This window comes from Bradyrhizobium sp. 141 (assembly GCF_023074055.1).
GTDB lineage: Bacteria > Pseudomonadota > Alphaproteobacteria > Rhizobiales > Xanthobacteraceae > Bradyrhizobium.
The window spans coordinates 41,293-62,988 of record NZ_JADPKR010000039.1; the positions used below are offsets into that span (position 1 = coordinate 41,293).

Annotated in this window: 17 protein-coding genes; 4 read left to right on the forward strand and 13 right to left on the reverse strand. The window is 65.7% G+C overall.

All coding sequences use genetic code 11. The features are described from left to right. Positions 1 to 31 precede the first annotated feature (31 nt). Positions 32 to 2,242 (reverse strand): primosomal protein N', encoded by a 2,211-nt coding sequence (locus tag IVA81_RS11665; RefSeq protein ID WP_247316547.1) that lies wholly within the window; start codon positions 2,240 to 2,242, stop codon positions 32 to 34. 111 nt (positions 2,243 to 2,353) lie between these two features. Between IVA81_RS11665 and IVA81_RS11670 the strand changes: the two genes are divergently transcribed. Both IVA81_RS11670 and IVA81_RS11675 read left to right on the forward strand, forming a co-directional pair. Continuing rightward, positions 2,354 to 3,319, forward strand: a complete 966-nt coding sequence (locus IVA81_RS11670) for a tyrosine recombinase XerC (RefSeq protein WP_247316548.1) — start codon at positions 2,354 to 2,356, stop codon at positions 3,317 to 3,319. Positions 3,320 to 3,420: 101 nt separating this feature from the next. After that, positions 3,421 to 4,011, forward strand: a complete 591-nt coding sequence (locus IVA81_RS11675; RefSeq protein ID WP_247316549.1) for a DUF4337 domain-containing protein — start codon at positions 3,421 to 3,423, stop codon at positions 4,009 to 4,011. A gap of 227 nt (positions 4,012 to 4,238) precedes the next feature. Here IVA81_RS11675 and IVA81_RS11680 read toward each other — a convergent pair whose 3' ends face one another. The 12 genes from IVA81_RS11680 to IVA81_RS11735 form a co-directional block, all read right to left on the reverse strand. Beyond that, positions 4,239 to 4,769, reverse strand: coding sequence for a hypothetical protein (locus tag IVA81_RS11680; protein WP_247316550.1), 531 nt, complete (start codon positions 4,767 to 4,769; stop codon positions 4,239 to 4,241). A 33-nt stretch (positions 4,770 to 4,802) separates the two neighbouring features. After that, positions 4,803 to 6,203, reverse strand: a complete 1,401-nt coding sequence (gene lpdA / locus IVA81_RS11685) for a dihydrolipoyl dehydrogenase (RefSeq protein ID WP_247316551.1) — start codon at positions 6,201 to 6,203, stop codon at positions 4,803 to 4,805. 56 nt (positions 6,204 to 6,259) lie between these two features. After that, on the reverse strand, positions 6,260 to 7,021 hold the full coding sequence (locus tag IVA81_RS11690) for an SDR family oxidoreductase (protein ID WP_247316552.1): 762 nt from the start codon (positions 7,019 to 7,021) through the stop codon (positions 6,260 to 6,262). 52 nt (positions 7,022 to 7,073) lie between these two features. Further along, a complete protein-coding gene (gene odhB, locus IVA81_RS11695) occupies positions 7,074 to 8,306 on the reverse strand; it encodes a 2-oxoglutarate dehydrogenase complex dihydrolipoyllysine-residue succinyltransferase (RefSeq protein ID WP_247316553.1) in 1,233 nt (410 codons plus the stop codon). A gap of 177 nt (positions 8,307 to 8,483) precedes the next feature. After that, a complete protein-coding gene (locus IVA81_RS11700) occupies positions 8,484 to 11,453 on the reverse strand; it encodes a 2-oxoglutarate dehydrogenase E1 component (protein ID WP_247316554.1) in 2,970 nt (989 codons plus the stop codon). Between the two features lie 137 nt (positions 11,454 to 11,590). Then, positions 11,591 to 12,475 (reverse strand): succinate--CoA ligase subunit alpha, encoded by an 885-nt coding sequence (sucD, locus tag IVA81_RS11705; RefSeq protein WP_247316555.1) that lies wholly within the window; start codon positions 12,473 to 12,475, stop codon positions 11,591 to 11,593. A gap of 33 nt (positions 12,476 to 12,508) precedes the next feature. Next, positions 12,509 to 12,988 (reverse strand): DUF1579 family protein, encoded by a 480-nt coding sequence (locus IVA81_RS11710; RefSeq protein WP_247316556.1) that lies wholly within the window; start codon positions 12,986 to 12,988, stop codon positions 12,509 to 12,511. Between the two features lie 4 nt (positions 12,989 to 12,992). Beyond that, positions 12,993 to 14,189 carry an ADP-forming succinate--CoA ligase subunit beta gene (sucC, locus tag IVA81_RS11715; RefSeq protein WP_247316557.1) on the reverse strand — a complete coding sequence of 399 codons (1,197 nt, stop codon included), beginning with the start codon at positions 14,187 to 14,189 and terminating at the stop codon, positions 12,993 to 12,995. 222 nt (positions 14,190 to 14,411) lie between these two features. Next, positions 14,412 to 15,380 carry a malate dehydrogenase gene (gene mdh, locus IVA81_RS11720; RefSeq protein ID WP_151646186.1) on the reverse strand — a complete coding sequence of 323 codons (969 nt, stop codon included), beginning with the start codon at positions 15,378 to 15,380 and terminating at the stop codon, positions 14,412 to 14,414. 169 nt (positions 15,381 to 15,549) lie between these two features. Further along, the gene (zapE, locus tag IVA81_RS11725; RefSeq protein ID WP_247316558.1) at positions 15,550 to 16,734 is read right to left on the reverse strand and encodes a cell division protein ZapE; all 1,185 of its coding nucleotides are present in this window, start codon (positions 16,732 to 16,734) and stop codon (positions 15,550 to 15,552) included. Between the two features lie 209 nt (positions 16,735 to 16,943). Next, a complete protein-coding gene (gene thpR, locus IVA81_RS11730; protein ID WP_247316559.1) occupies positions 16,944 to 17,480 on the reverse strand; it encodes an RNA 2',3'-cyclic phosphodiesterase in 537 nt (178 codons plus the stop codon). A gap of 173 nt (positions 17,481 to 17,653) precedes the next feature. Next, the gene (locus IVA81_RS11735) at positions 17,654 to 18,298 is read right to left on the reverse strand and encodes an arylesterase (RefSeq protein WP_247316560.1); all 645 of its coding nucleotides are present in this window, start codon (positions 18,296 to 18,298) and stop codon (positions 17,654 to 17,656) included. Positions 18,299 to 18,353: 55 nt separating this feature from the next. Here IVA81_RS11735 and IVA81_RS11740 point away from each other — a divergent pair, with 55 nt between their 5' ends. After that, positions 18,354 to 19,073, forward strand: coding sequence for an ABC transporter ATP-binding protein (locus IVA81_RS11740; RefSeq protein WP_247316561.1), 720 nt, complete (start codon positions 18,354 to 18,356; stop codon positions 19,071 to 19,073). Beyond that, entirely contained in the window at positions 19,070 to 21,640 is a 2,571-nt protein-coding gene (locus tag IVA81_RS11745) for an FtsX-like permease family protein (protein ID WP_247316562.1), read from the forward strand. The genes IVA81_RS11740 and IVA81_RS11745 overlap by 4 nt, the downstream gene beginning before the upstream one ends. The last annotated feature ends 56 nt before the right edge of the window (positions 21,641 to 21,696 follow it).

The window sequence follows — 21,696 nt, forward strand, 5'->3', positions numbered from 1 at the left end:
TCGCAATGACGTGGAGAGAGTGTGCGCAGTCTTACAAAAAGCTCTGCGGATCGACGTCGACTTCGAGCTTCTGATTGCCCGTCGGCTTCGGGCAGACCGCGAGCCAGTTGCGCAAATAGTCCGACAGATCGAAGCCGCGCGCCGATTTCACCAGGATACGGAAGCGGTAGCGGCCCTTGATCACGGCGAGCGGCGCCTCCGCCGGCCCAAGCACCACGACGCGCTCATCGCGCGGCGCGAGCGCGACGAGACGGCGGCCAAGACCTTCGGCGCTCGGGCGGTCGCCCGCGGAGATGATCAGGCTCGCAAGCCGGCCGAACGGCGGATAGAGCGTCTTCTCGCGCAAATCGATCTCGCTGTCGTAGAAGGCCTCGCGGTCGCAGGCGATCAGCGCTTTCATCACGGGATGATCGGGCTGATGGGTCTGGAGATAGCCGACGCCGCGGCCCTGCTCGCGCCCGGCGCGGCCGATCACCTGGTTGAGCAATTGCCAGGTGCGCTCCGCCGCGCGCGGATCGCCGTTGCTCAGACCGAGATCCGCGTCGATCACGCCGACGAGATTAAGCCGCGGGAAATTGTGGCCCTTGGCGACGAGCTGCGTGCCGATGATGATGTCGACGCGGCCCTCCGCGATCTCGGCGAGCTCGCTGCGCATCGTCTCGATCGAGGTGATGAGATCGCTCGACAGCACCATGGTGCGCGCTTGCGGAAACAGCGCAGCCGCCTCCTCCTGCAGACGCTCGACGCCGGGACCGACCGCGACCAGCGATTCCTCGGCCGAACAGTTCGGACAGATGTGCGGGCGTGGCATCGAGAAGCCGCAATGATGGCAGACCAGGCGCTGGCGGAAACGGTGATCGACCAGCCAGGCATCGCAGATGGTGCAGGCGAAGCGATGGCCGCAGCCGCGGCACAGTGTCAGCGGCGCATAGCCGCGGCGATTGAGGAACAGCAGTGCCTGCTCGCGCTTTTCGATCGCACCTCTGATTTCACCGGCAAGCCGCGGCGAGATGAAGCGGCCGCGCGCGGGCGGCTCGCGGCGCATGTCGATGGCCTCGATATGCGGCATGTGCTGGCCGCCGAAGCGCGAGGGCAGCGCGATGCGCTGATAGCGATTCTTGCGCGCATTGACCTCGGATTCGACCGAGGGCGTCGCCGACGCCAGCACGACCGGGATCTTCGCGATATGCGCCCGCACCACGGCCATGTCGCGGGCGTGATAATGCACGCCCTCGTCCTGCTTGTAGGCCTGGTCGTGCTCTTCATCGACCACGATGAGGCCGAGATCGGCGTATGGCAGAAACAGCGCCGAGCGCGCGCCGACCACGACCGGCGCGGTGCCTCCTGAGATCGCCGCCCAATTGCGCGCGCGGGTGCGCGGCGTCAGCTCGGAATGCCATTCGATCGGCCGCACGCCGAAACGTTGCGCGAAGCGGTCGAGGAACTGGCCGGTGAGCGCGATCTCCGGCATCAGGATCAGCGATTGCCTGCCGCGGCGGATGGTTTCAGCAACGGCCTCGAAATACACCTCGGTCTTGCCTGAGCCGGTCACGCCGTCGAGCAGTGCGACGTGAAAGGTGCCGTTGGCCGCGAGCGCGCGCATCGCATCCACACCGGCACGCTGCAGCGGCGAAAAATCCGGCCGGCCGAAATCCGGATCGGGCACAGGCGGCGGCGCCGGCGGCGGCATCGGCTCGACCGTGAGCGTGCCTTCATCGACGAGCCCGTCGATCACGCCGGCCGAGACACCCGCCTCCTTGGCGGCCTCCGACTTGCCGTGCAGCAGCCGGTCCGACAACACCTCGATCACGCGCTGGCGTGCCGGCGTCAGCCGTCGCGGCGGATCGCCGACCAGACGCACGCCGGGGCGGACCCGCTCGGGGCCGAGATTCTCGCCCATCCGCAGGCACATGCGCAGCACCATGCCGCGCGGACTCAGCGTGTAATTGGCGACCCAATCGACCACGGAACGCAGCTCGGGCTTGAGCGGCGGGATATCGAGCTTCTCGCTGACCTCCTTGAGGCGATTGTGCAGGCGCGGATCCGGATTGGCGTTTTCTCCCCAGACCACCGCGAGCACCTCGCGCGGCCCGAGCCGCACACCGACGAGATCGCCGGCCTTCAGCTCCATCCCGCGCGGCACCTTGTACGAATAGGTCTGGTCGAGCGCGACCGGCACCAGCACGTCGACCATGCCGGTCGCGTTGGTGGGGGCGGTCGTGCTGCGCGACGTGTGATCCATGAACGGAGAATCGGAACCCGGGGCTTCAAGGCTAGCGCCCTGGGGCGGCCTTAGCGAACGATAAACGAGTGTGATGCGATATACTGTAGGGAATCACCACGTCCAGAGCGCATGAGCAAAGCGGCCGCCCCACATATCGAGCTCGCCAGCGCCGATCCCTCGATCGCGCAGGAGATGACGCGCTGGCTGTCGCATCTCGGCGCCGAGCGGCGGCTGTCGCCGAAGACGCTGGAGGCCTATGGCCGCGACCTGCGGCAATGCCTGGATTTCCTCTGTGCTCACTGGGGCGAGCGCGTCACGCTCAAGCGCTTCGCCGCGCTGGAGGCGACCGACGTGCGCGCCTTCATGGCGATGCGACGCGCCGACGACATTGCCGGCCGCTCGCTGATGCGCGCGCTGGCGGGCCTGCGCTCGTTCGGCCGCTTTTTGGAGCGCGAAGGCAAGGGCAAGGTCGGCGCGCTCTCTGCCATTCGCGCCCCGAAGGTCGCAAAGAGTCTGCCAAAACCGCTGCCGATGGCATCGGCAAAGCGTCTTGCCGATGCCGACGAGCGCGCCGGCGAGGATCGCGAGACCTGGATTCTGGCGCGCGATGCCGCGGTGATGGCGCTCTTGTACGGCTCGGGCCTGCGCATCTCCGAGGCGTTGGGGTTGCAGCGCCGCGAGGTGCCGCGGCCGGGCGAAGGCGACGTGCTTGTCGTCACAGGCAAAGGCAACAAGACCCGCATGGTGCCGGTGCTGCAGAACGTGCTGGAGCTGGTGCAGGAATATGCCGCGATGTGTCCGTATCCGCTGCCGGCGGACGGCCCGATCTTCGTCGGCGCGCGCGGCGGCCCCTTGAGCCCGCGCATCATCCAGCTCGCGATGGAGCGGCTGCGCGGCGCGCTCGGCCTGCCCGACAGCGCCACGCCGCACGCGCTTCGGCATTCCTTCGCCACGCATCTGTTGTCACGCGGCGGCGATCTGCGCGCGATCCAGGAATTGCTCGGCCATTCCTCGCTCTCGACCACGCAGGTCTATACCGGTATCGACTCCGAGCGCCTGCTCGAGGTCTATGCCAGCGCGCATCCGCGGCGCTGAACTGGCGCTGAATTCTGACATGAAGCTGTCATAGCTCGCGTGCCTCTTGCGCAGCGCCCGCGGTTCGGTCAATCGTTGCGGAACCGAGGCAGGAGAGATCTATGAGCGCACATGAGAGCATGGAGCACGCCGAGCACGCCGAACACGCGTCCGGCTCGAACAAGAAGATCGCGCTCCTGATCGCCGTGCTGGCGCTGTTCCTGGCGATCTCGGAGACGCTCGGCAAGGGCGCCCAGACCGAATCGATCAGCAAGAACGTCGAGGCAGCCAATCTCTGGGCGTTCTTCCAGGCCAAGAGCATCCGCCGCACCGTGGTGCTGACCGCGGCCGAGCAGGGCAAGCTGACGCTGGGCGGGACGAGTGACGACGCCATGAGGGCGACGGTGCAGAAGCAGGTCGACGACTGGGCCAAGACCGCGCAGCGCTACCGCTCCGAGCCCGAGACCGGCGAAGGCACCGAGCAGCTCGCGGAGAAGGCCAAGCACGCCGAGCACGACCGCGACGAGGCGACCGCGAAATACCACCATTTCGAGCTGGCCTCGGCCGCGTTCCAGATCGGCATCGTGCTGGCTTCGGCGACGATCATCACCGGCATGTTCGCGCTGGCCTATGTCGGCGGCGTGCTGACGATCGCCGGCCTCCTCATGACCGCGCTCGGCCTGTGGTGGCCGCACCTGCTGCACTTGCATTGAGGTAGTAAGGCCAAAGACCGCGCAGTCAATCCCGTCATCCTGAGGTGCGAGGCGCGCGATGCAACGCATCGCGGGCAGAGCCTCGAAGGATGAACGGCCACCGCTGCAGCCGCGCGAAGAGATCCGGGCCGTCGCCCTTCGAGGGCCGCTGAAGAAGCGGCTACCTCCAGCGACAACGGCTTCGCCGTTGCGCGGGGGTGACGGTGAAAGACTGATTGTGCGGACGCTCACCGCGCTTCGTGCACGCTCTTCCTGAAACGCTGGATCAAACGCAGCGTACGTGACGACCAGCCTTCGCCGTTGCCGGCGATCAGCTCGCGGACGCGGCGCTTGATCGGGTCGACCAGCTCGGCGGCCTTGGCGCGCACCTTTAGCACGAGATCATAGATTCGCTCGAACCAGCGCATCTCCAAGAGCTTGTCGCGCGTCACATCGAACACGAAGGCGGTGACGCCGACGCCGAGCATTTTCGCGAAAACGATCGTGAAGACCGCGCTGGTCCAGTACTCATGCGTGAGCAGCCACAGGCCGACCAGCTTGAGCGGAAACAGCGGGACGATGGGGACCGCGAACACGATCAGCGTCGTGGCCGGCGACAGCGCGTCGACCCGCTCCGTCAGCCATTGCTTGAAGCGCGCCAGCGGAATCGCCGCGACAACCCGCGCGACGACCGGCTCGAGATGGTCCCACAGCCAGGCTTCGATCAGGAAGACGATCGCAAGCAGGACCCAGACCGGTTGAAGAAGGCGGCGCAGCATGTGTTTCCCGCCCGATTCGTCCTGGGCACACACCTACATATGGATGGCCCGCTTGCCGACTGCAAGCGCGGCCTCCTTGATGGCCTCCGAGCGGGTCGGATGGGCGTGGCAGGTGCGCGCGAGATCCTCCGCACTGCCGCCAAACTCCATGAGAACGCAGGCTTCATGGATCATTTCGCCGGCTTCGCGGCCGATAATGTGCACGCCGAGCACGCGATCGGTCTTCGCATCTGCGAGTATCTTCACAAAGCCGTCAGTGGTTTGATTGACCTTGGAGCGACCGTTGGCGGTGAAGGGGAACTTTCCGACGGTATAGGCTGTGCCTGCCTGCTTCAGTTCCTCCTCGGTCTTGCCGACGCAGGACACTTCCGGCGTGGTATACACGACGCCTGGGATCACATCGTAATTCACGTGGCCGGCCTGGCCTGCGATGATCTCGGCCACCGCAACGCCTTCATCCTCGGCCTTGTGCGCGAGCATCGGGCCCGCGACGACGTCGCCGATGGCATAGACGCCCTTCAGGCTGGTGGCGAAATGCGGATCGATCTGCACGCGGCCACGGGGATCAAGCGCAACCCCGGCCTCCTTCAGGCCGAGAGCGTCCGTGTAGGGCACGCGGCCGATGCAGACCAGCACGACGTCGGCTTCCAGCGTCTCGGCAGCGCCGCCGGCGGCGGGCTCGATCGTCGCCTTCAGCGTCTTGCCTGCCGTGTCGACCGCGGTGACCTTGGCACCGAGCTTGAACGCAAAGCCCTGCTTTTCCAGGATGCGCTGGAATTGCTTGGCGATCTCGCCGTCCATGCCGGGCAGAATGCGATCCAGGAATTCGACGACGACGACTTCGGCGCCGAGGCGATGCCAGACCGAGCCGAGCTCGAGGCCGATCACGCCGGCGCCGACGATCAGCAGCTTGCCGGGGACCTTCTCCAGCGACAGCGCGCCGGTGGACGAGACGATGCGCTTCTCGTCGATCTCGATGCCCTTGAGCCGCGCGATATCCGAGCCGGTGGCGATGACGATGCTCTTGGCGTCAACGACTTGGGACTTGCCGTCGGCGGAGACCTCGACCTTGCCGCTGCCGAGGATCTTGCCGGTGCCCTTGAGCACGTCGATCTTGTTCTTCTTCATCAGGAACTCGACGCCCTTGACGTTGCCGTCGATGCCCTGCTGCTTGAAGTTCATCATCGCGGGCAGATCGAGCTTCGGCGACGGGATCGACACGCCCATTTTCGCGAAGGAATGACCGGCTTCCTCGAACATTTCGGAGGCGTGCAGCAGCGCCTTCGACGGCATGCAGCCGACATTGAGGCAGGTGCCGCCGAGCGTGGCGTTCTTTTCGACCACGGCGACTTTCATGCCGAGCTGGCTGGCGCGTACCGCGCAGACATAACCGCCCGGTCCGGTGCCGATGACGACGAGATCGTAGGTAGCCATGAGAGAAAGTCCCGTAGGTTTGGCGTGATGAGGATGTGTCAGCGTCCGCCGGAGCGTCAGCGTCCGCCGGACACATCGAGAATGGCTGAGGTGACGTAGGAGGCCTCGTCCGACATCAGCCAGACGATGGCGTTGGCGATTTCGTCCGCGGTGCCGACGCGCTTCATCGGCACCAGATGGGCCAGACGATGGGCGCGGTCGGGCTCGCCGCCGGCGGCGTGGATTTCGGTGTCGATCAGGCCGGGGCGGATGCCTGCGACGCGAATGCCTTCGCCCGCGACTTCATAGCCGAGACCGATGGTGAAGGAATCGATCGCGCCCTTGGAGGCCGCATAGTCGACATAGGTGTTGGGCGCGCCGAGCCTCGCGGCGACCGACGACAGATTGACGATGACGCCGCCCTTGCCGCCGTGCTTGGTCGACATCCGCTTCACCGCCTCGCGCGCGCAGAGGATCGAGCCGGTGACGTTGACGGCCATCACGCGCTGGATGCGCTCGGCCGACATCTCGTCGACGCGCACGCCGCTCTGGCCGACGATGCCGCCATTGTTGACGAGCGCGCCGAGCGTGCCGAACTTGTCGGCCGCCTTGAATAGCTCGACGATGTCGCTTTCCTCGGCGACATCGCATTTTACCGCGATGGCCTTGCCGTTGCTGGCCTCGATCTGCGCGACGACCTCGTCGGCGGCGGTTTTGTTGCTGGCATAGCCGACCACGACGCGGAAGCCGCGCGCGGCCGCCGCAATCGCGGTCGCCCGCCCGATGCCGCGGCTGCCGCCGGTGATGACAACGACTTTATCGGTCACGCGCGCCTCCATGGTTCGACATGCGCCGTCGCGAATGGCGACGGCGCTCGCAGAGCATCAGCGATCAGAGATCGAGCACCAGACGCGCCGGATCTTCCAGGCTCTCCTTGACGCGAACCAGGAAGGTGACGGCTTCCTTGCCGTCGATGACGCGGTGATCGTAGGACAGCGCCAGATACATCATCGGACGGACCTCGATCTTGCCGCCGACGACCATCGGCCGCTCCTGGATCTTGTGCATGCCGAGGATGCCGGACTGCGGCGCGTTCAGGATCGGGGTCGACATCAGCGAGCCGTAGATGCCGCCATTGGTGATGGTGAAGGTGCCGCCCTGCATCTCGTCGATCTTGAGCTGGCCGTCGCGGGCGCGGCGACCGAAATCGGCGATGCCCTTCTCGATGTCGGCGATCGACTTGTGGTCGCAGTCGCGCACCACGGGCACGACGAGGCCCTTGTCGGTGCCGACGGCAACGCCGATGTGGTAATAGTTCTTGTAGATCAGGTCGGTGCCGTCGATCTCGGCGTTGACGGCCGGGATGTCCTTCAGCGCCTGCACCACGGCCTTGGTGAAGAAGCCCATGAAGCCGAGCTTGGAGCCGTGCTTCTTCTCGAACGCATCCTTGTAGTGCGCACGCAGCGCCATGACGTTGGTCATGTCGACCTCGTTGAAGGTCGTGAGCATGGCCGCGGTGTTCTGCACGTCCTTGAGGCGGCGCGCGATGGTCTGGCGCAGGCGGGTCATCTTGACGCGCTCTTCGCGGGCGGCATCATCGGCCGGCGAGGGGCTGCGCACCTGCACGGCGGCGGCCGGCTGGTTGACCGGGGTCGGCGCGGAGGCCGCACGCTCGATCGCGGCGAGCATGTCGCCCTTGGTGACGCGGCCGTCCTTGCCGGAGCCCGGAACGGTCGAGGCGTCGACGCCGCTCTCGGCCGACAGTTTCCGCACGGAAGGCGCGAGCGGCGCATCGGCCGGCGGCGCCTTCGCAGCCGGGGCCGGTGCAGCAGCGGCTGCCGCGGCTGCGGCAGGCTTGGCGGGCGCAGCTGCGGGCTTTGCCGCGCCGACACCATCGGTGATCTGGCCGAGCAGCGCGCCGACCGCGACGGTGGCGCCATCGGCGGCAATGATCTCGCTCAGCGTGCCCGCGGAGGGCGCCGGGACTTCGATGGTGACCTTGTCGGTCTCGAGCTCCACCAAGGGCTCGTCGACGGCGACGGGATCGCCGGCCTTCTTGAACCAGCGGCCGATGGTGGCCTCGGTGACGGATTCGCCGAGCGTCGGCACACGAATTTCAGTCATGGTCTTTGTCCTTAGGGATCGCCGATGCGGTCATAAGTGCGGATGCCATCGCCTGCGAAAAGCAAGCCATCCAGCAAACCGGACGCTCGTACAGGGCACGGACGTCACGGCGTACTGGATGCCCCGCTCCAGTGCGCTGGTTGCGCACGAGGCGGGGCATGACGCAGTTCGAAAAGTTCAGCTCAGTGCTTCGTCCAGGAACGCCTTCAACTGCGCCTGATGCTTGGACATCAGACCCGTGGCGGTCGCGGCGGAAGCGGCGCGGCCGACATAACGCGGACGCCGGCTTGCGCCGTTCACCTGGTTCAGCACCCATTCCAGATAGGGCTCGATGAAGTGCCAGGCGCCCATGTTGCGCGGCTCTTCCTGGCACCACACCACTTCGGCCTTCTTGAAGCGCGACAGCTCGGCCACCAGCGCCTTCAACGGCACCGGATAGAGCTGCTCGACGCGCATCAGGTAGATGTCGTCGATGCCGCGCTTCTCGCGCTCCTCGTAGAGGTCATAATAGACCTTGCCGGAGCACAGCACGATGCGACGGATCTTCTCGTCGGGAACGAGCTTGGTCGCCTCGCTCGGCTGCATCTGGGCGTCATCATAGAGGATGCGGTGGAAGGTCGCTCCCTTCGCGAGCTCCTCGAGACGCGACACCGCCCGCTTGTGACGCAGCAGCGACTTGGGCGTCATCAGGATCAGCGGCTTGCGGATCTCGCGATGGAGCTGGCGCCGCAGCACGTGGAAGTAGTTCGCCGGCGTGGTCGGATAGACCACCTGCATGTTGTCTTCGGCGCACATCTGCAGATAACGCTCCAGACGTGCCGAGGAATGCTCCGGCCCCTGGCCTTCATAGCCATGCGGCAGGAGGCAGACGAGGCCGGACATGCGCAGCCATTTGCGCTCGCCCGAGGAGATGAACTGGTCGAACACGACCTGCGCGCCGTTGGCGAAGTCGCCGAACTGGGCTTCCCAGAGGGTCAGCGTGTTCGGCTCCGCGAGCGAGTAGCCGTATTCGAAACCGAGCACGGCTTCTTCCGACAGCAGCGAGTTGATGACCTCGTAATGCCCCTGCTCGTGGCCGAGATGGTTGAACGGCGTGTAGCGGCTCTCGTCTTCCTGGTCGATCAGGACGGAATGACGCTGCGAGAAGGTGCCGCGCTCGGAGTCCTGGCCCGACAGGCGGACATGGTGGTTCTCGTTGAGCAGCGTGCAGAACGCCAATGCCTCGCCGGTCGCCCAATCGATGCCGACGCCGGTGTCGATCGCCTTGGAGCGGTTCTCCAGGAAGCGCTGGATGGTGCGGTGGGCGCGGAAACCGTCCGGCACCTTGGTGATCTTGCGGCCGATATCCTTCAGCTCGGCGATGTCGACGCCGGTGACGCCGCGCCGCGCATCCTCTTCCTGGTCGGCGATCTTGAAGCCGGCCCACTTGCCGTCGAGCCAGTCGGCCTTGTTGGGCTTGTAGCCGGAGCCGGCTTCGAGCTCGGCGTCGAGCCGCGCACGCCAGTCGGCCTTGGCCTTGTCGACCTCGCCCTCGGTCAGCACGCCTTCGCTGATGAGGCGGCGGGCGTAGAGCTCGAGCGTGGAGGGATGGGCCGCGATCTTCTTGTACATCACCGGCTGGGTGAAAGCCGGCTCGTCGCCCTCGTTATGGCCATGCCTGCGGTAGCAGAACATGTCGATGACGACCGGCTTGTGGAATTTCTGCCGGAACTCGGTCGCGACCTTGGCCGCGAACACGACGGCTTCGGGATCGTCGCCATTCACGTGGAAGATCGGCGCGTCGATCATCTTCGCCACGTCGGACGGATAGGGCGAGGAGCGCGAGTAACGCGGATAGGTGGTGAAGCCGATCTGGTTGTTGACGATGAAGTGCACGGAACCGCCGGTGCGGTAGCCCTTCAGGTCCGACAGGCCGAAGCATTCCGCGACCACACCCTGGCCGGCGAACGCGGCGTCGCCGTGCATCAGGAGCGGCATCACGGAGATGCGCATATCCGGCGGATCGCCGTGCTGGTCCTGCTTGGCGCGGACCTTGCCGAGCACCACGGGATCGACGATCTCGAGATGCGAGGGGTTGGCGGTCAGCGACAGATGGATGCGGTTGCCGTCGAACTCGCGGTCCGAGGAGGCGCCGAGGTGATATTTGACGTCGCCGGAGCCCTCGACCGCGTCGGGGTTGGCGGAGCCGCCCTTGAACTCGTGGAACAGAGCGCGGTGCGCCTTGCCCATCACTTGCGTCAGCACGTTGAGGCGGCCGCGATGCGGCATGCCCAGCACGATTTCCTTCACGCCGAGATTGCCGCCGCGCTTGATAATCTGCTCGAGCGCCGGGATCAGCGATTCAGCGCCGTCGAGACCGAAGCGCTTGGTGCCGGTGAACTTGGTGTCGCAGAATTTTTCGAAGCCCTCGGCTTCGACCAGCTTCACCAGGATGGCTCTGCGGCCTTCGCGGGTGAACGAGATCTCCTTGTCCGGACCCTCGATGCGCTCCTGGATCCAGGCCTTCTGCGCGGCGTTGCTGATGTGCATGAACTCGACGCCGAGCGTCTGGCAGTAGGTGCGCTCGCAGATCGCGGTGATCTCGCGCAGGCTGCCGTATTCGAGACCGAGCACGTGGTCGAGGAAGATCTTGCGGTCGAAATCGGCTTCGCTGAAGCCGTAGGTGCGCGGGTCGAGCTCTTCGCGGTTGCGCGGGGCTTCGATGCCGAGCGGATCGAGCTTGGCGTGGAAGTGACCGCGCATGCGGTAGGCGCGGATCAGCATGAGGGCGCGGACGGAGTCGCGCGTCGCCTGCAGCAGGTCGGCCGAGGAAAGACCGGCGCCCTTGTCGCCTCCCTTGGCCTGCGCCTTGGCGGCGATCTTGGCACCGACCGCCTTCTCGACTTCGGCCCAATTGCCGTCGAGGGCGGAGGTCAGGTCATCCTGCGGGGTCAGCGGCCAATTGGCGCGCTCCCAGGACGGGCCCTCGGCGTTCTTCCGGACGTCAGCGGGCTGGTCGTTGAGGCTCTTGAAGAACTCCTGCCACTCGGCGTCGACCGAGGACGGGTCCTTCTCGTAGCGGGCGTAGATTTCGTCGATGTAGGTGGCGTTGGTGCCCTGCAAAAAGGAGGACAAGGCAAAGGCTGCGTTCGCGTCTTGGCGAGACATACTGGAATTCCTGGCGATTTCGGTTCGCGCATAACAAACGGCGCTGGCACCGAGCTCCCCGGCAGAGGCTCGGCGCGGCAGGCACCCTTTACCCTATTTGCTGCGAAACTTCGCCCGGAAAAGTACGAAGAAGTGAATTAGCCCTTCAACTTTTCGGCAAGCGTATGGCCGAGGCGCGCCGGCGACGGCGACACTGTAATCCCAGCGGATTTCATCGCTTCGGTCTTGGAACCGGCATCACCCTTGCCGCCGGAGATGATCGCGCCGGCATGGCCCATGCGGCGGCCAGGAGGGGCGGTGACGCCGGCGATGAAGCCGACCATCGGCTTCTTGCGGCCTCGCTTGGCCTCGTCCTTGAGGAACTGGGCGGCGTCTTCCTCGGCGGAACCACCGATCTCGCCGATCATGATGATCGACTCGGTCTTGGGGTCGGCGAGCAGCATTTCCAGCACGTCGATGAACTCGGTTCCCTTGACCGGATCGCCGCCGATGCCGACCGCGGTGGTCTGGCCGAGCCCCTCCTGGGAGGTCTGGAACACGGCTTCGTAAGTGAGCGTGCCGGAGCGGGAGACGATGCCGACCGAGCCGGTCTTGAAGATGTTGGCGGGCATGATGCCGATCTTGCACTCGCCGGCGGTCATGACGCCCGGGCAGTTCGGCCCGATCAGGCGCGACCTGGAAGCCGCGAGCGAGCGCTTCACCCGCACCATGTCGATAACAGGAATGCCCTCGGTGATGCAGACGATCAGCGGGATCTCGGCGTCGATGGCTTCGCAGATCGCATCGGCCGCGCCCGGGGGCGGCACGTAGATCACCGACGCGTCGGCGCCGGTCTTCTCACGCGCATCGCGCACGGTGTCGAACACCGGCAGGCCCAGATGCGTCGCGCCGCCTTTGCCCGGCGAGGTGCCGCCGACCATCTTGGTGCCGTAGGCGATCGCGGCCTCCGAGTGGAAGGTGCCGTTCTTGCCGGTAAAACCCTGGCAGATGACCTTGGTGTTCTTGTCGATCAGGATGGACATGAGGTCTGCTTTCGCGAACTAACGAGTGAGAGGTCAGTGGATGCGGCGGTAGACGCCGGTGAGCACGTCGGCCCAGCCTTCCGCGTCCGGCGAGAACTGGATCTTCAACGAGTAGGAGTTGTCGTCGATGATTTCGTAGACGTGGCGCGCATTGCCGCGGAGCGAGCCGCGCACCAGCGTCAGGGTCTTGCCGACCCACCCGCCGGAAGCGGGCGAGGGCGGCGTGTAACCGAGCGAGTCGTACCAGAACAATTTGTAGGTCCGGTCGTCGCGGTCGAAAGTGAAGATGCCGTGGGCGGCGAAGACCTGCTTGCCGTCGCGCATCTGGACACTGTCCTGGATCAGGTAGAACCCATTGAGATCCATGCGCGCGACGGTGCGCGAGGTGGCGGGCCCGCCCGCCGTCCAGCGCGACGGGAAGACCACCTCTTCGCCATCCCATTCGCCGGCGAACGCGGCGAGGCGCGCGTGCTCGGGGAGCGGAGATGATGCGGCGAGATGGTCCTGGGCCATGGCCTTAGCCTCCCTTGACGGCCTTCACGATCTTCTGCGCGGCGTCGTCGAGATTGTCGGCCGGCACCACGTTCAGGCCGGATTCCCGGATGATCTTCTTGCCGAGCTCGACATTGGTGCCTTCGAGGCGGACGACCAGCGGCACACTGAGGCCGACTTCACGAACCGCAGCCGTGACGCCCTCGGCGATCACGTCGCACTTCATGATGCCGCCGAAGATGTTGACCAGGATGCCCTTCACGTTGGGATCGGCGGTGATGATCTTGAAGGCGGCCGCGACCTTCTCCTTGCTGGCGCTGCCGCCGACGTCGAGGAAGTTGGCCGGGGCCATGCCGTAGAGCTTGATGATGTCCATCGTCGCCATGGCAAGACCGGCGCCGTTGACCATGCAGCCGATATTGCCGTCGAGGGTGACGTAGTTGAGGTCGTATTTGGACGCCTCGATCTCCTTGGCGTCTTCCTCGGTCTCGTCGCGCAGCGCGAGCACCTCGGGATGACGGAACAGCGCGTTGTCGTCGAACGACACCTTGGCGTCGAGCACGCGGAGCTGGCCCTGCTTGGTCACGACCAGCGGGTTGATCTCCAGCATCGACATGTCCTTGGCGACGAAGGCCGTGAACAGCTGGGCGGTGAGTTTTTCCGCCTGCTTGGCGAGATCGCCCGAGAGCTTGAGCGCATTGGCGACGGTGCGGCCGTGATGGCCCATGATGCCGGTCGCGGGATCAACCGAGAAGGTCACGATCTTCTCTGGGCTGTTGTGCGCGACGTCCTCGATGTTGACGCCGCCTTCGGTCGAGACGACGAACGACACGCGCGAGGTTTCGCGGTCGACCAGGAGCGAGAGGTAGAATTCCTTGTCGATGTCCGAGCCGTCCTCGATGTAGAGGCGGTTGACCTGCTTGCCGGCAGGTCCCGTCTGGATCGTCACGAGCGTGGCGCCCAGCATCTGCTTGGCGAATTCGGAGACTTCGGCGGCCGACTTGGCGATGCGGACACCGCCCTTGTCGCCGGCGCTGGCTTCCTTGAACTTGCCCTTGCCGCGGCCGCCAGCGTGGATCTGGCTCTTCACAACCCAGACCGGGCCCGGGAGCGCCTTTGCGGCGGCTTCCGCATCCGCGGGCTTCAGGACCGGCACGCCCTTGGAGATCGCGACGCCGAACTCGTTCAGCAGCGCTTTGGCCTGATATTCATGGATATTCATATGGTCGCTCCCTGAACCCGCGGGCGGTGACCTCTTGGGCCCACCTCAGTCTTGTGGCTGGCATACCATATACCACAGGAACTGCAACCCGGATTCTTTGACATCGATCTCTGGACTGCCGAACCCGGAACCCCGCCAACCTTCAACACGTGATGCAGCCAGGCCCCGGAAATGAAACCGCCGAAGACCGGGTTTTCGGTCTTCGGCGGGATTGCTTGCGCCTTAGCGGCCGAGAAGATCGGGGGCGATCTTCCTGCAGGCGTCGACCAGGCCCTGCACCGCGCCGACCGACTTGTCGAAAGCCTCGCGGTCCTTGCCGGCGAGCTCGATCTCGACGACGCGCTCGACGCCCTTGGAGCCGATCACGACGGGCACGCCGACATACATGTCCTTCACGCCGTATTCGCCGTTCAGGTACGCAGCCGAGGGCAGCACGCGCTTCTTGTCACGCAGATAGCTCTCGGCCATCGCGATCGCGGAAGCGGCCGGCGCGTAGAAGGCCGAGCCGGTCTTGAGCAAATTGACGATCTCGGCGCCGCCGTTGCGGGTGCGGTCGACGATCTCGTCGAGGCGCGCCTGCGAGGTCCAGCCCATCTTGACGAGGTCGGGCAGCGGAATGCCGGCGACGGTGGAGTACTTCACCAGCGGCACCATGGTGTCGCCATGGCCGCCGAGCACGAAGGCGGTGACGTCTTCGACCGAGACGTTGAACTCATCGGCGAGGAAGTAGCGGAAGCGGGCCGAATCCAGCACGCCGGCCATGCCGACGACCTTCTTGTGCGGCAGGCCGGAAGCCTTCTGCAGCGCCCAGACCATCGCGTCGAGCGGGTTGGTGATGCAGATGACGAAGGCGTCGGGCGCGTACTTCTTGATGCCGGCACCGACCTGCTCCATGACCTTGAGGTTGATGGAGAGGAGGTCGTCGCGGCTCATGCCGGGCTTGCGCGGCACGCCGGCGGTGACGATGCAGACCTTGGCGTTGTCGAGCGCCTCGTAGGAGTTGGCGCCGGTGTAATGCGCGTCAAATCCGTCGACCGGGGAGGACTGCGCGATGTCGAGCGCCTTGCCCTGCGGCACGCCCTCGGCGATGTCGAACATCACGACGTCGCCCAGTTCTTTCAGGCCGATGAGGTGAGCCAGCGTTCCGCCGATCTGACCGGAGCCAATCAAAGCAATCTTGTCGCGCGCCATGTGAGCCTGTCCTTTAGACACGTAAGGAGGGGAAAACTGAGAGGGTGGTTATCCCTTTCGCCTCCCCCGTTCAAGTCGCCGGATGCCCATTTGTCGGGCTTGCCGAGGCCTCGGGCACACAGCCCTGTCATTCCGGGGCGCGCGGAATGACAGCGCTGGCAAATAGGACTTAAGTCTCCACCAGACCTTTGGTGGAGCCGCTCGCGGTGGAATCCTTGCGGCCGTGGGGCAGCGCCAGATAGGATTCCGAGCTCATTTCGATCAGGCGCGAGGCGGTCCGCTTGAATTCGTTGGCCTCGTTGCCCTCATGGGCGAGGTAGAGCGAGATCGGGTTGGCGTCGGCCGACGCCATCAGCTTCACGGCATTGTCATAGAGCGCGTCGATCAGCGTGATGAAGCGCTTGGCGGCGTTGCGCTGGGAGAGATCCATCACTGGAATATGGTCGACCAGGATGGTGTGATAGTCATGCGCCAGCCTGAGGTAATCGGATGCGCCGAGCGGCCTCTCGCAGAGGTCGGCGAACGAAAACCGCGCCACGCCGTGAGCCGAGCACGGCACGTGCAGGATGCGACCCTTGATCGAAATGTCGCGCGACTTGCATTTGGCGCCGCCCGACATTTTCGACCAGGCGCGGTCGAGCGCTGCGTCCGCATCAGCGTCCGCCGGCGTTAGCCACATCGGCACGCCCTGCAGCTTCTCCAGCCGGAAATCGGTGCGCGCATCGAGCCGCGCGACGTCCATGTGGTCGGTGATCTGCTTGATGAAGGGCAGGAACAGCGAACGGTTGAGGCCGCCTTTGTAGAGATCGTCGGGGGCGACGTTGGAGGTCGCGACCACGACGGTGCCGAGTTCGAACAATTTGGCGAACAAGCGTCCCAGGATCATCGCGTCCGCGATGTCGGTGACGTGGAATTCGTCGAAGCAGAGCAGCCAGCTCTCCTCGAAGATCGCATTCGCGGTCAGCGCGATGACGTCGCCGTCGGCGATCTCGCCGCGCGCGATGCCCTGGCGATAGTCGTAGATGCGCTCGTGCACGTCGGCCATGAATTCGTGGAAATGCGCCCGCCGCTTGTGCTCGACCGAGGCGTGCTGGAAGAACAGATCCATCAGCATGGTCTTGCCGCGGCCGACCTCGCCATGGATGTAGAGCCCGCGCGGCGCCTCGTCCTTGTCGCTGCTGAACAGGCGGCTGAGCAAGCCCTGCTTGCGCGCGGGCTTGTAGCTTGCGAGCCGCTGGTCGAGCGCCGCATAGGCCTCGACGACTTCGGCCTGCGCGGCGTCCGGCTCGATCGCGCCGGAGGCGATCTCGGCCTGATAGGCTTCGCTGAATGGGGAACTGGGGGTCGAGAGCATGGCCCCTTACCGCCAGAGACGGGCGGAAATTGCAAGCCGTCAATTGGGGGACGGGGTATGCGCTTTCGTGTCCCGGACGCGCTGCAGCGCGCTTGCGCTGCTGCGCAGAGCCGGGACCCACTGTTTCGTGCACCGATCGTGGAGCGATGGGCCCCGGCTCTGCAGCGCACCGCTTCGCGCTGCGCCGCGTCCGGGGCACGAGAGCAGCGCTACTCACACAGCTCGTACGCATCCTCGACCACATACGGGCCGCCGCCCGTCGAGGCCCGCGATGAGAACAGCACAAAACGTTCGGCCATGAACGCCTTGCTCGGGAAGTAGCCGCGCAGCGAGAGATAATCGGCGACGTCGCGGTCGGAGGCATCGTGCAGCCGTGCCAGCGTGACATGCGGGATGAATTTGCGCCCCTCTGGGTTGAGACCGATCCGCTGCATCATGCGCTCGAGCTCGGCCTGCAATTCCATCAGCGGCTTGCTCGGCGCGATGGTCGCAACGACTGCTCTCGGTTTGCGGCCGCCAAAACTTGTCAGCCCCTGCACCTTCACCTCGAACGGCTTGCGGTCGACGCGAAACAGCAGCGAGGCGATCTCGTTGGCCGAGACGCCGTCGATGTCGCCGATGAAGCGCAAGGTGACGTGATAATTTTCGGGATCGATCCACCGGGCGCCAGGAAGGCCACCCCTCAAGTTGGAAAGCGAATGGCCGATCTCGGCCGGAATTTCCAGACCTGTGAACAAACGCGGCATCGTTTCGCACTCCCGATGCTTGGCTACAATCCCTGGGCAGGATCATATCCAAATTAGAGCCGGCGACGAATCACCGGTACCCTGATTCCTATCGCAGTTGTGTGACTCTGCGAAGCATCGCACGCCTTACCCCGGTAAAACCCTGGGTATGAAGGTTTGGCGCTGCCTGCATTTCAACTTCGTTGCCCAGCGATCGTGCCAATGAATGCCTCCACGGTGGGCATGATGTTGCCGACGATGATGTCGACGCCGGCCGCGGTCGGATGAATGCCGTCGGGCTGGTTGAGCTTGGCGTCGGCGGCGACGCCGTCGAGGAAGAACGGGTAGAGGGGCACGTCGAATTTTTTCGCAAGCTCCGGATAAATCGAATTGAAGCGCGCGGCATAATCGGCGCCGTAGTTCGGTGGCGCCAGCATGCCGCAGAGCATAACTGGAATCTTGCGCGCCTTGAGCCGCTGGATGATGTCGGTGAGCGCGGTGCGCGCCAAATCGGGATCGATGCCGCGCAGCGCGTCGTTGGCGCCGAGCTCGACGATGACGCCTTCGGTTCCGTCAGGCACCGACCAGTCGAGCCGGTCGCGGCCGCCGGAGGTGGTGTCGCCGGACACCCCGGCATTGGTCATGTCGACCGCTATGCCTTTGGCCTGCAAGGCTTTTTGAAGTTTTTGGGGAAACGCATCCTGGGCCGGGAGGCCGAGACCGGCACTTAAGGAATCGCCGAGAACCACCAGCTTGATCGGCTTGGCCGTTGGCTGTGCCTGTGCCGACGCGTTTGTCGCAATCGTCATCAAAGCGAGCATCAACACGGCTATGTGCATGAACAATCCGTAACGCCTCTCGACCGCGCTATCGGAGTTGCCATATGACCGGACCATGGACACTCGCATCGAAACCTCTTCGCTCGCCGCTGCCGCGGACACCATCGCCATCTCCAACGTCAATCTCTCATTGGGTTCGGGCGCGGCACGGGTTCACATCCTCAAGGATATCAGCTTGCGGGTCGCCTCGGGCGAGACGATCGGCCTGATCGGCCCGTCAGGCTCGGGCAAATCCACGCTGCTGATGGTGATGGCGGGGCTGGAGCATCCTGATAGCGGAGAGGTGGTGGTCTCAGGCACGCCTTTCAATGCTCTCGACGAGGACGCCCTGGCCCGCTTCCGCGGCCGCCAGGTCGGCATCGTCTTCCAGTCCTTCCATTTGATCCCGACCATGACGGCGCTGGAGAACGTTGCGGTGCCGCTCGAGCTCGCCGGCAATCCGGACGCCGCAAAGCGCGCGGCGCAGGAGCTGCAATCGGTCGGGCTCGGCGACCGCCTGCATCACTATCCGACGCAGCTCTCGGGCGGCGAGCAGCAGCGCGTGGCGCTGGCCCGCGCGCTGGCGCCCGATCCCACTATCCTCGTCGCGGACGAGCCGACCGGCAATCTGGATGAGGCGACGGGAAAGCAGATCGTCGACCTCCTGTTCAGCAAGCATGCCGAGCGTGGCATGACGCTGGTGCTGGTCACGCATGATTCCTCGCTCGCGCATCGCTGCGATCGCGTGATCCGGCTGCGCTCGGGCCGCATCGACACGCAGTCTGCGCCGGCATGAGCACGGCGGCCGAACCCTTCGCGAAACCCGGCGGCGTCGCGCTGTCGCTGCGTTATGCGCTGCGCGAATTGCGCGGGGGCCTGCGCGGCTTCTACGTCTTCATCGCCTGCATCGCGCTCGGCGTGATGGCAATCGCCGGCGTCGGCTCGGTGTCGGCGAGCCTCTCCGACGGCCTTGCCCGCGAGGGCCGCACGCTGCTCGGCGGCGACGTCTCCTTCGTGCTGTTCCAGCGCGAAGCGAAACCTGAAGAGGTCGCCTTCCTGCGCTCGCGCGGCACCGTGTCGACCGCTGCCACCTTGCGCGGCATGGCGCGCGCGCCCGATGGCCAGCTCGCTTTGGTCGAGATGAAAGCGGTCGACGACACCTATCCCATGCTGGGTCAGCTGACGCTGGCGCCGCAGCTGGCGATGCCCGATCTGCTTGCGGAACGCGACGGCGCGTTCGGCGCCGCCGCCGATCCGACGCTGCTGGCGCGGCTGTCGCTGAAGACCGGCGATCGCGTCACCATCGGCGCGGCGACCTTCCAGATCCGCGGCACCGTCGAGGCCGAGCCCGACAAGCTCGCCGGTGGCATCGGCTTCGGCCCGCGCTTCCTGATCAGCGAGGCGGGCCTGCGGGCCACCGGCCTGATCCAGCCCGGCAGCCTGGTGCGCTGGGTCTACCGGGTGAAGCTGCCCGATGCCGCGAACAACGAGCGCGCCACCGAAGCCTTCATCGCGGATGCGCGCAGCGCGGCGCCGCAGGCCGGCTGGGAAATCCGCAGCCGCTCCAACGCCTCGCCGCAGCTCGAGCGCAACATCAACCGATTCACCCAATTCCTGACCCTGGTCGGCCTCGCCGCGCTGCTGGTCGGCGGTGTCGGCGTGGCCAATGCCGTGAAGAGCCATATCGACCGCCGGCTCGAAGTGATCGCGGCCCTCAAGGCCGTCGGCGCCACGGGGCGCGACGTGTTCGGCATCTATCTCGCGCAGGTTCTCCTGCTGGCAGGCATCGGCTCGGTGATCGGGCTTGCGCTCGGCGCCGCCATGCCCTTCGCGATCGTCGGCCTGTTCGGCAAGCTGCTGCCGCTCCCGGTGGTGCCAGCCGTGCATGCCGACGAACTGGCGCTGTCCTTTGTCTATGGCCTCCTGACCGCGCTCGCCTTCGGCCTGTGGCCGCTCGGACGTGTCCACGACGTGCCGGTGGCCGCCCTATTCCGCGACACCATCAGCTCGGAATGGCACCGGCCGCGCGTGGGCTATCTCGTGTTCATGGGCGTCGTGATTGCGCTGCTCGTCGCGGTCGTGATCGGGCTCTCGTTCGACAAGCGCATCGCGGCGGTGTTCGTGGCGTCCTCCGTGGTCGTGTTCGCCCTGCTGCGCGGCATCGCCGTCCTGCTGATGGCGATCGCACGGCGGCTGCCGCGGACCCGGCTGCCGATGCTGCGGCTTGCGATCGCCAACATCCACCGGCCGGGCGCGCTGACGCCCTCGGTGGTGCTGTCGCTGGGGCTCGGGCTCGCGGTGCTCGTCACCATCACCCAGATCGACGGCAATCTGCGCCGGCAGTTCCTGGCAGCCCTCCCCGATCAGGCGCCGTCGTTCTTCTTCATCGACATCCCGAGCACGCAGGCCGAGCAGTTCGACCTCTATCTGCGCCAGATCGCGCCGGGTGCGAAGGTCGAGGACGTGCCGATGCTGCGCGGACGCATCGTCGCCGCGCGCGGGCTGCGCGCCGAGGAGCTCAAGCCGACCACCGATTCCGAGTGGGTGCTGCAGAGCGACCGCGGCCTGACCTATACCGGCGAGCTGCCGAAGGGTTCCAAGGTGGTCGATGGCGAATGGTGGAGCGCGGACTATTCCGGCCCGCCGCTGGTCTCGATGGAGAAGAAGATCGCCGACGGATTGGGCCTCAATCTCGGCGACGAGGTCGTGGTCAACGTGCTCGGCCGCGACATTCCGGCCAAGATCGGCAATCTGCGCACCATCGACTGGCAGGGACTCGGCATCAACTTCGTTCTCGTGTTCTCGCCGAACGCCTTCAAGGGCGCGCCGCACACCCACATCGCGACGCTGACGGAAACGGGCGGAAATGCGGCAGGCGACGGCAAGATCATCAAACAGGTCGCCGACGCCTATCCGATGGTGACGAGCGTGCGCGTGCGCGAGGTGATGGAGACGGTCGGCTCGGTGGTGACCAATCTGGCGCTGGCAATTCGCGGCGCCAGCGCCATCACCCTGATCTCGGCGATCCTGGTGCTCGGCGGGGCGCTCGCCGCCGGCCATCGCCACCGGGTCTATGATGCGGTGATCCTGAAGACGCTGGGCGCGACGCGGCTGCGGCTGCTGGGCGCCTATGCGCTCGAATATCTCCTGATCGGGCTCGCCACCGCATTGTTCGGCGTGATCGCCGGCAGCATCGCGGCCTGGATGATCGTGACGCGGCTGATGACGCTGAGCTTCGTCTGGCAGGCCGGTAGCGCGGCGGGCGTGGTGGTGGCCGCCCTGGTCGTCACGGTCGGGCTCGGGCTCGCCGGCACGCTGCTGGCGTTGAACAAAAAGCCCGCGACGGTGTTGCGGAATTTGTGACAAATGGTAGCGGAGGATCAAGCCGGGCGAAATCCCCCCGGTTTCCGCGATTAACC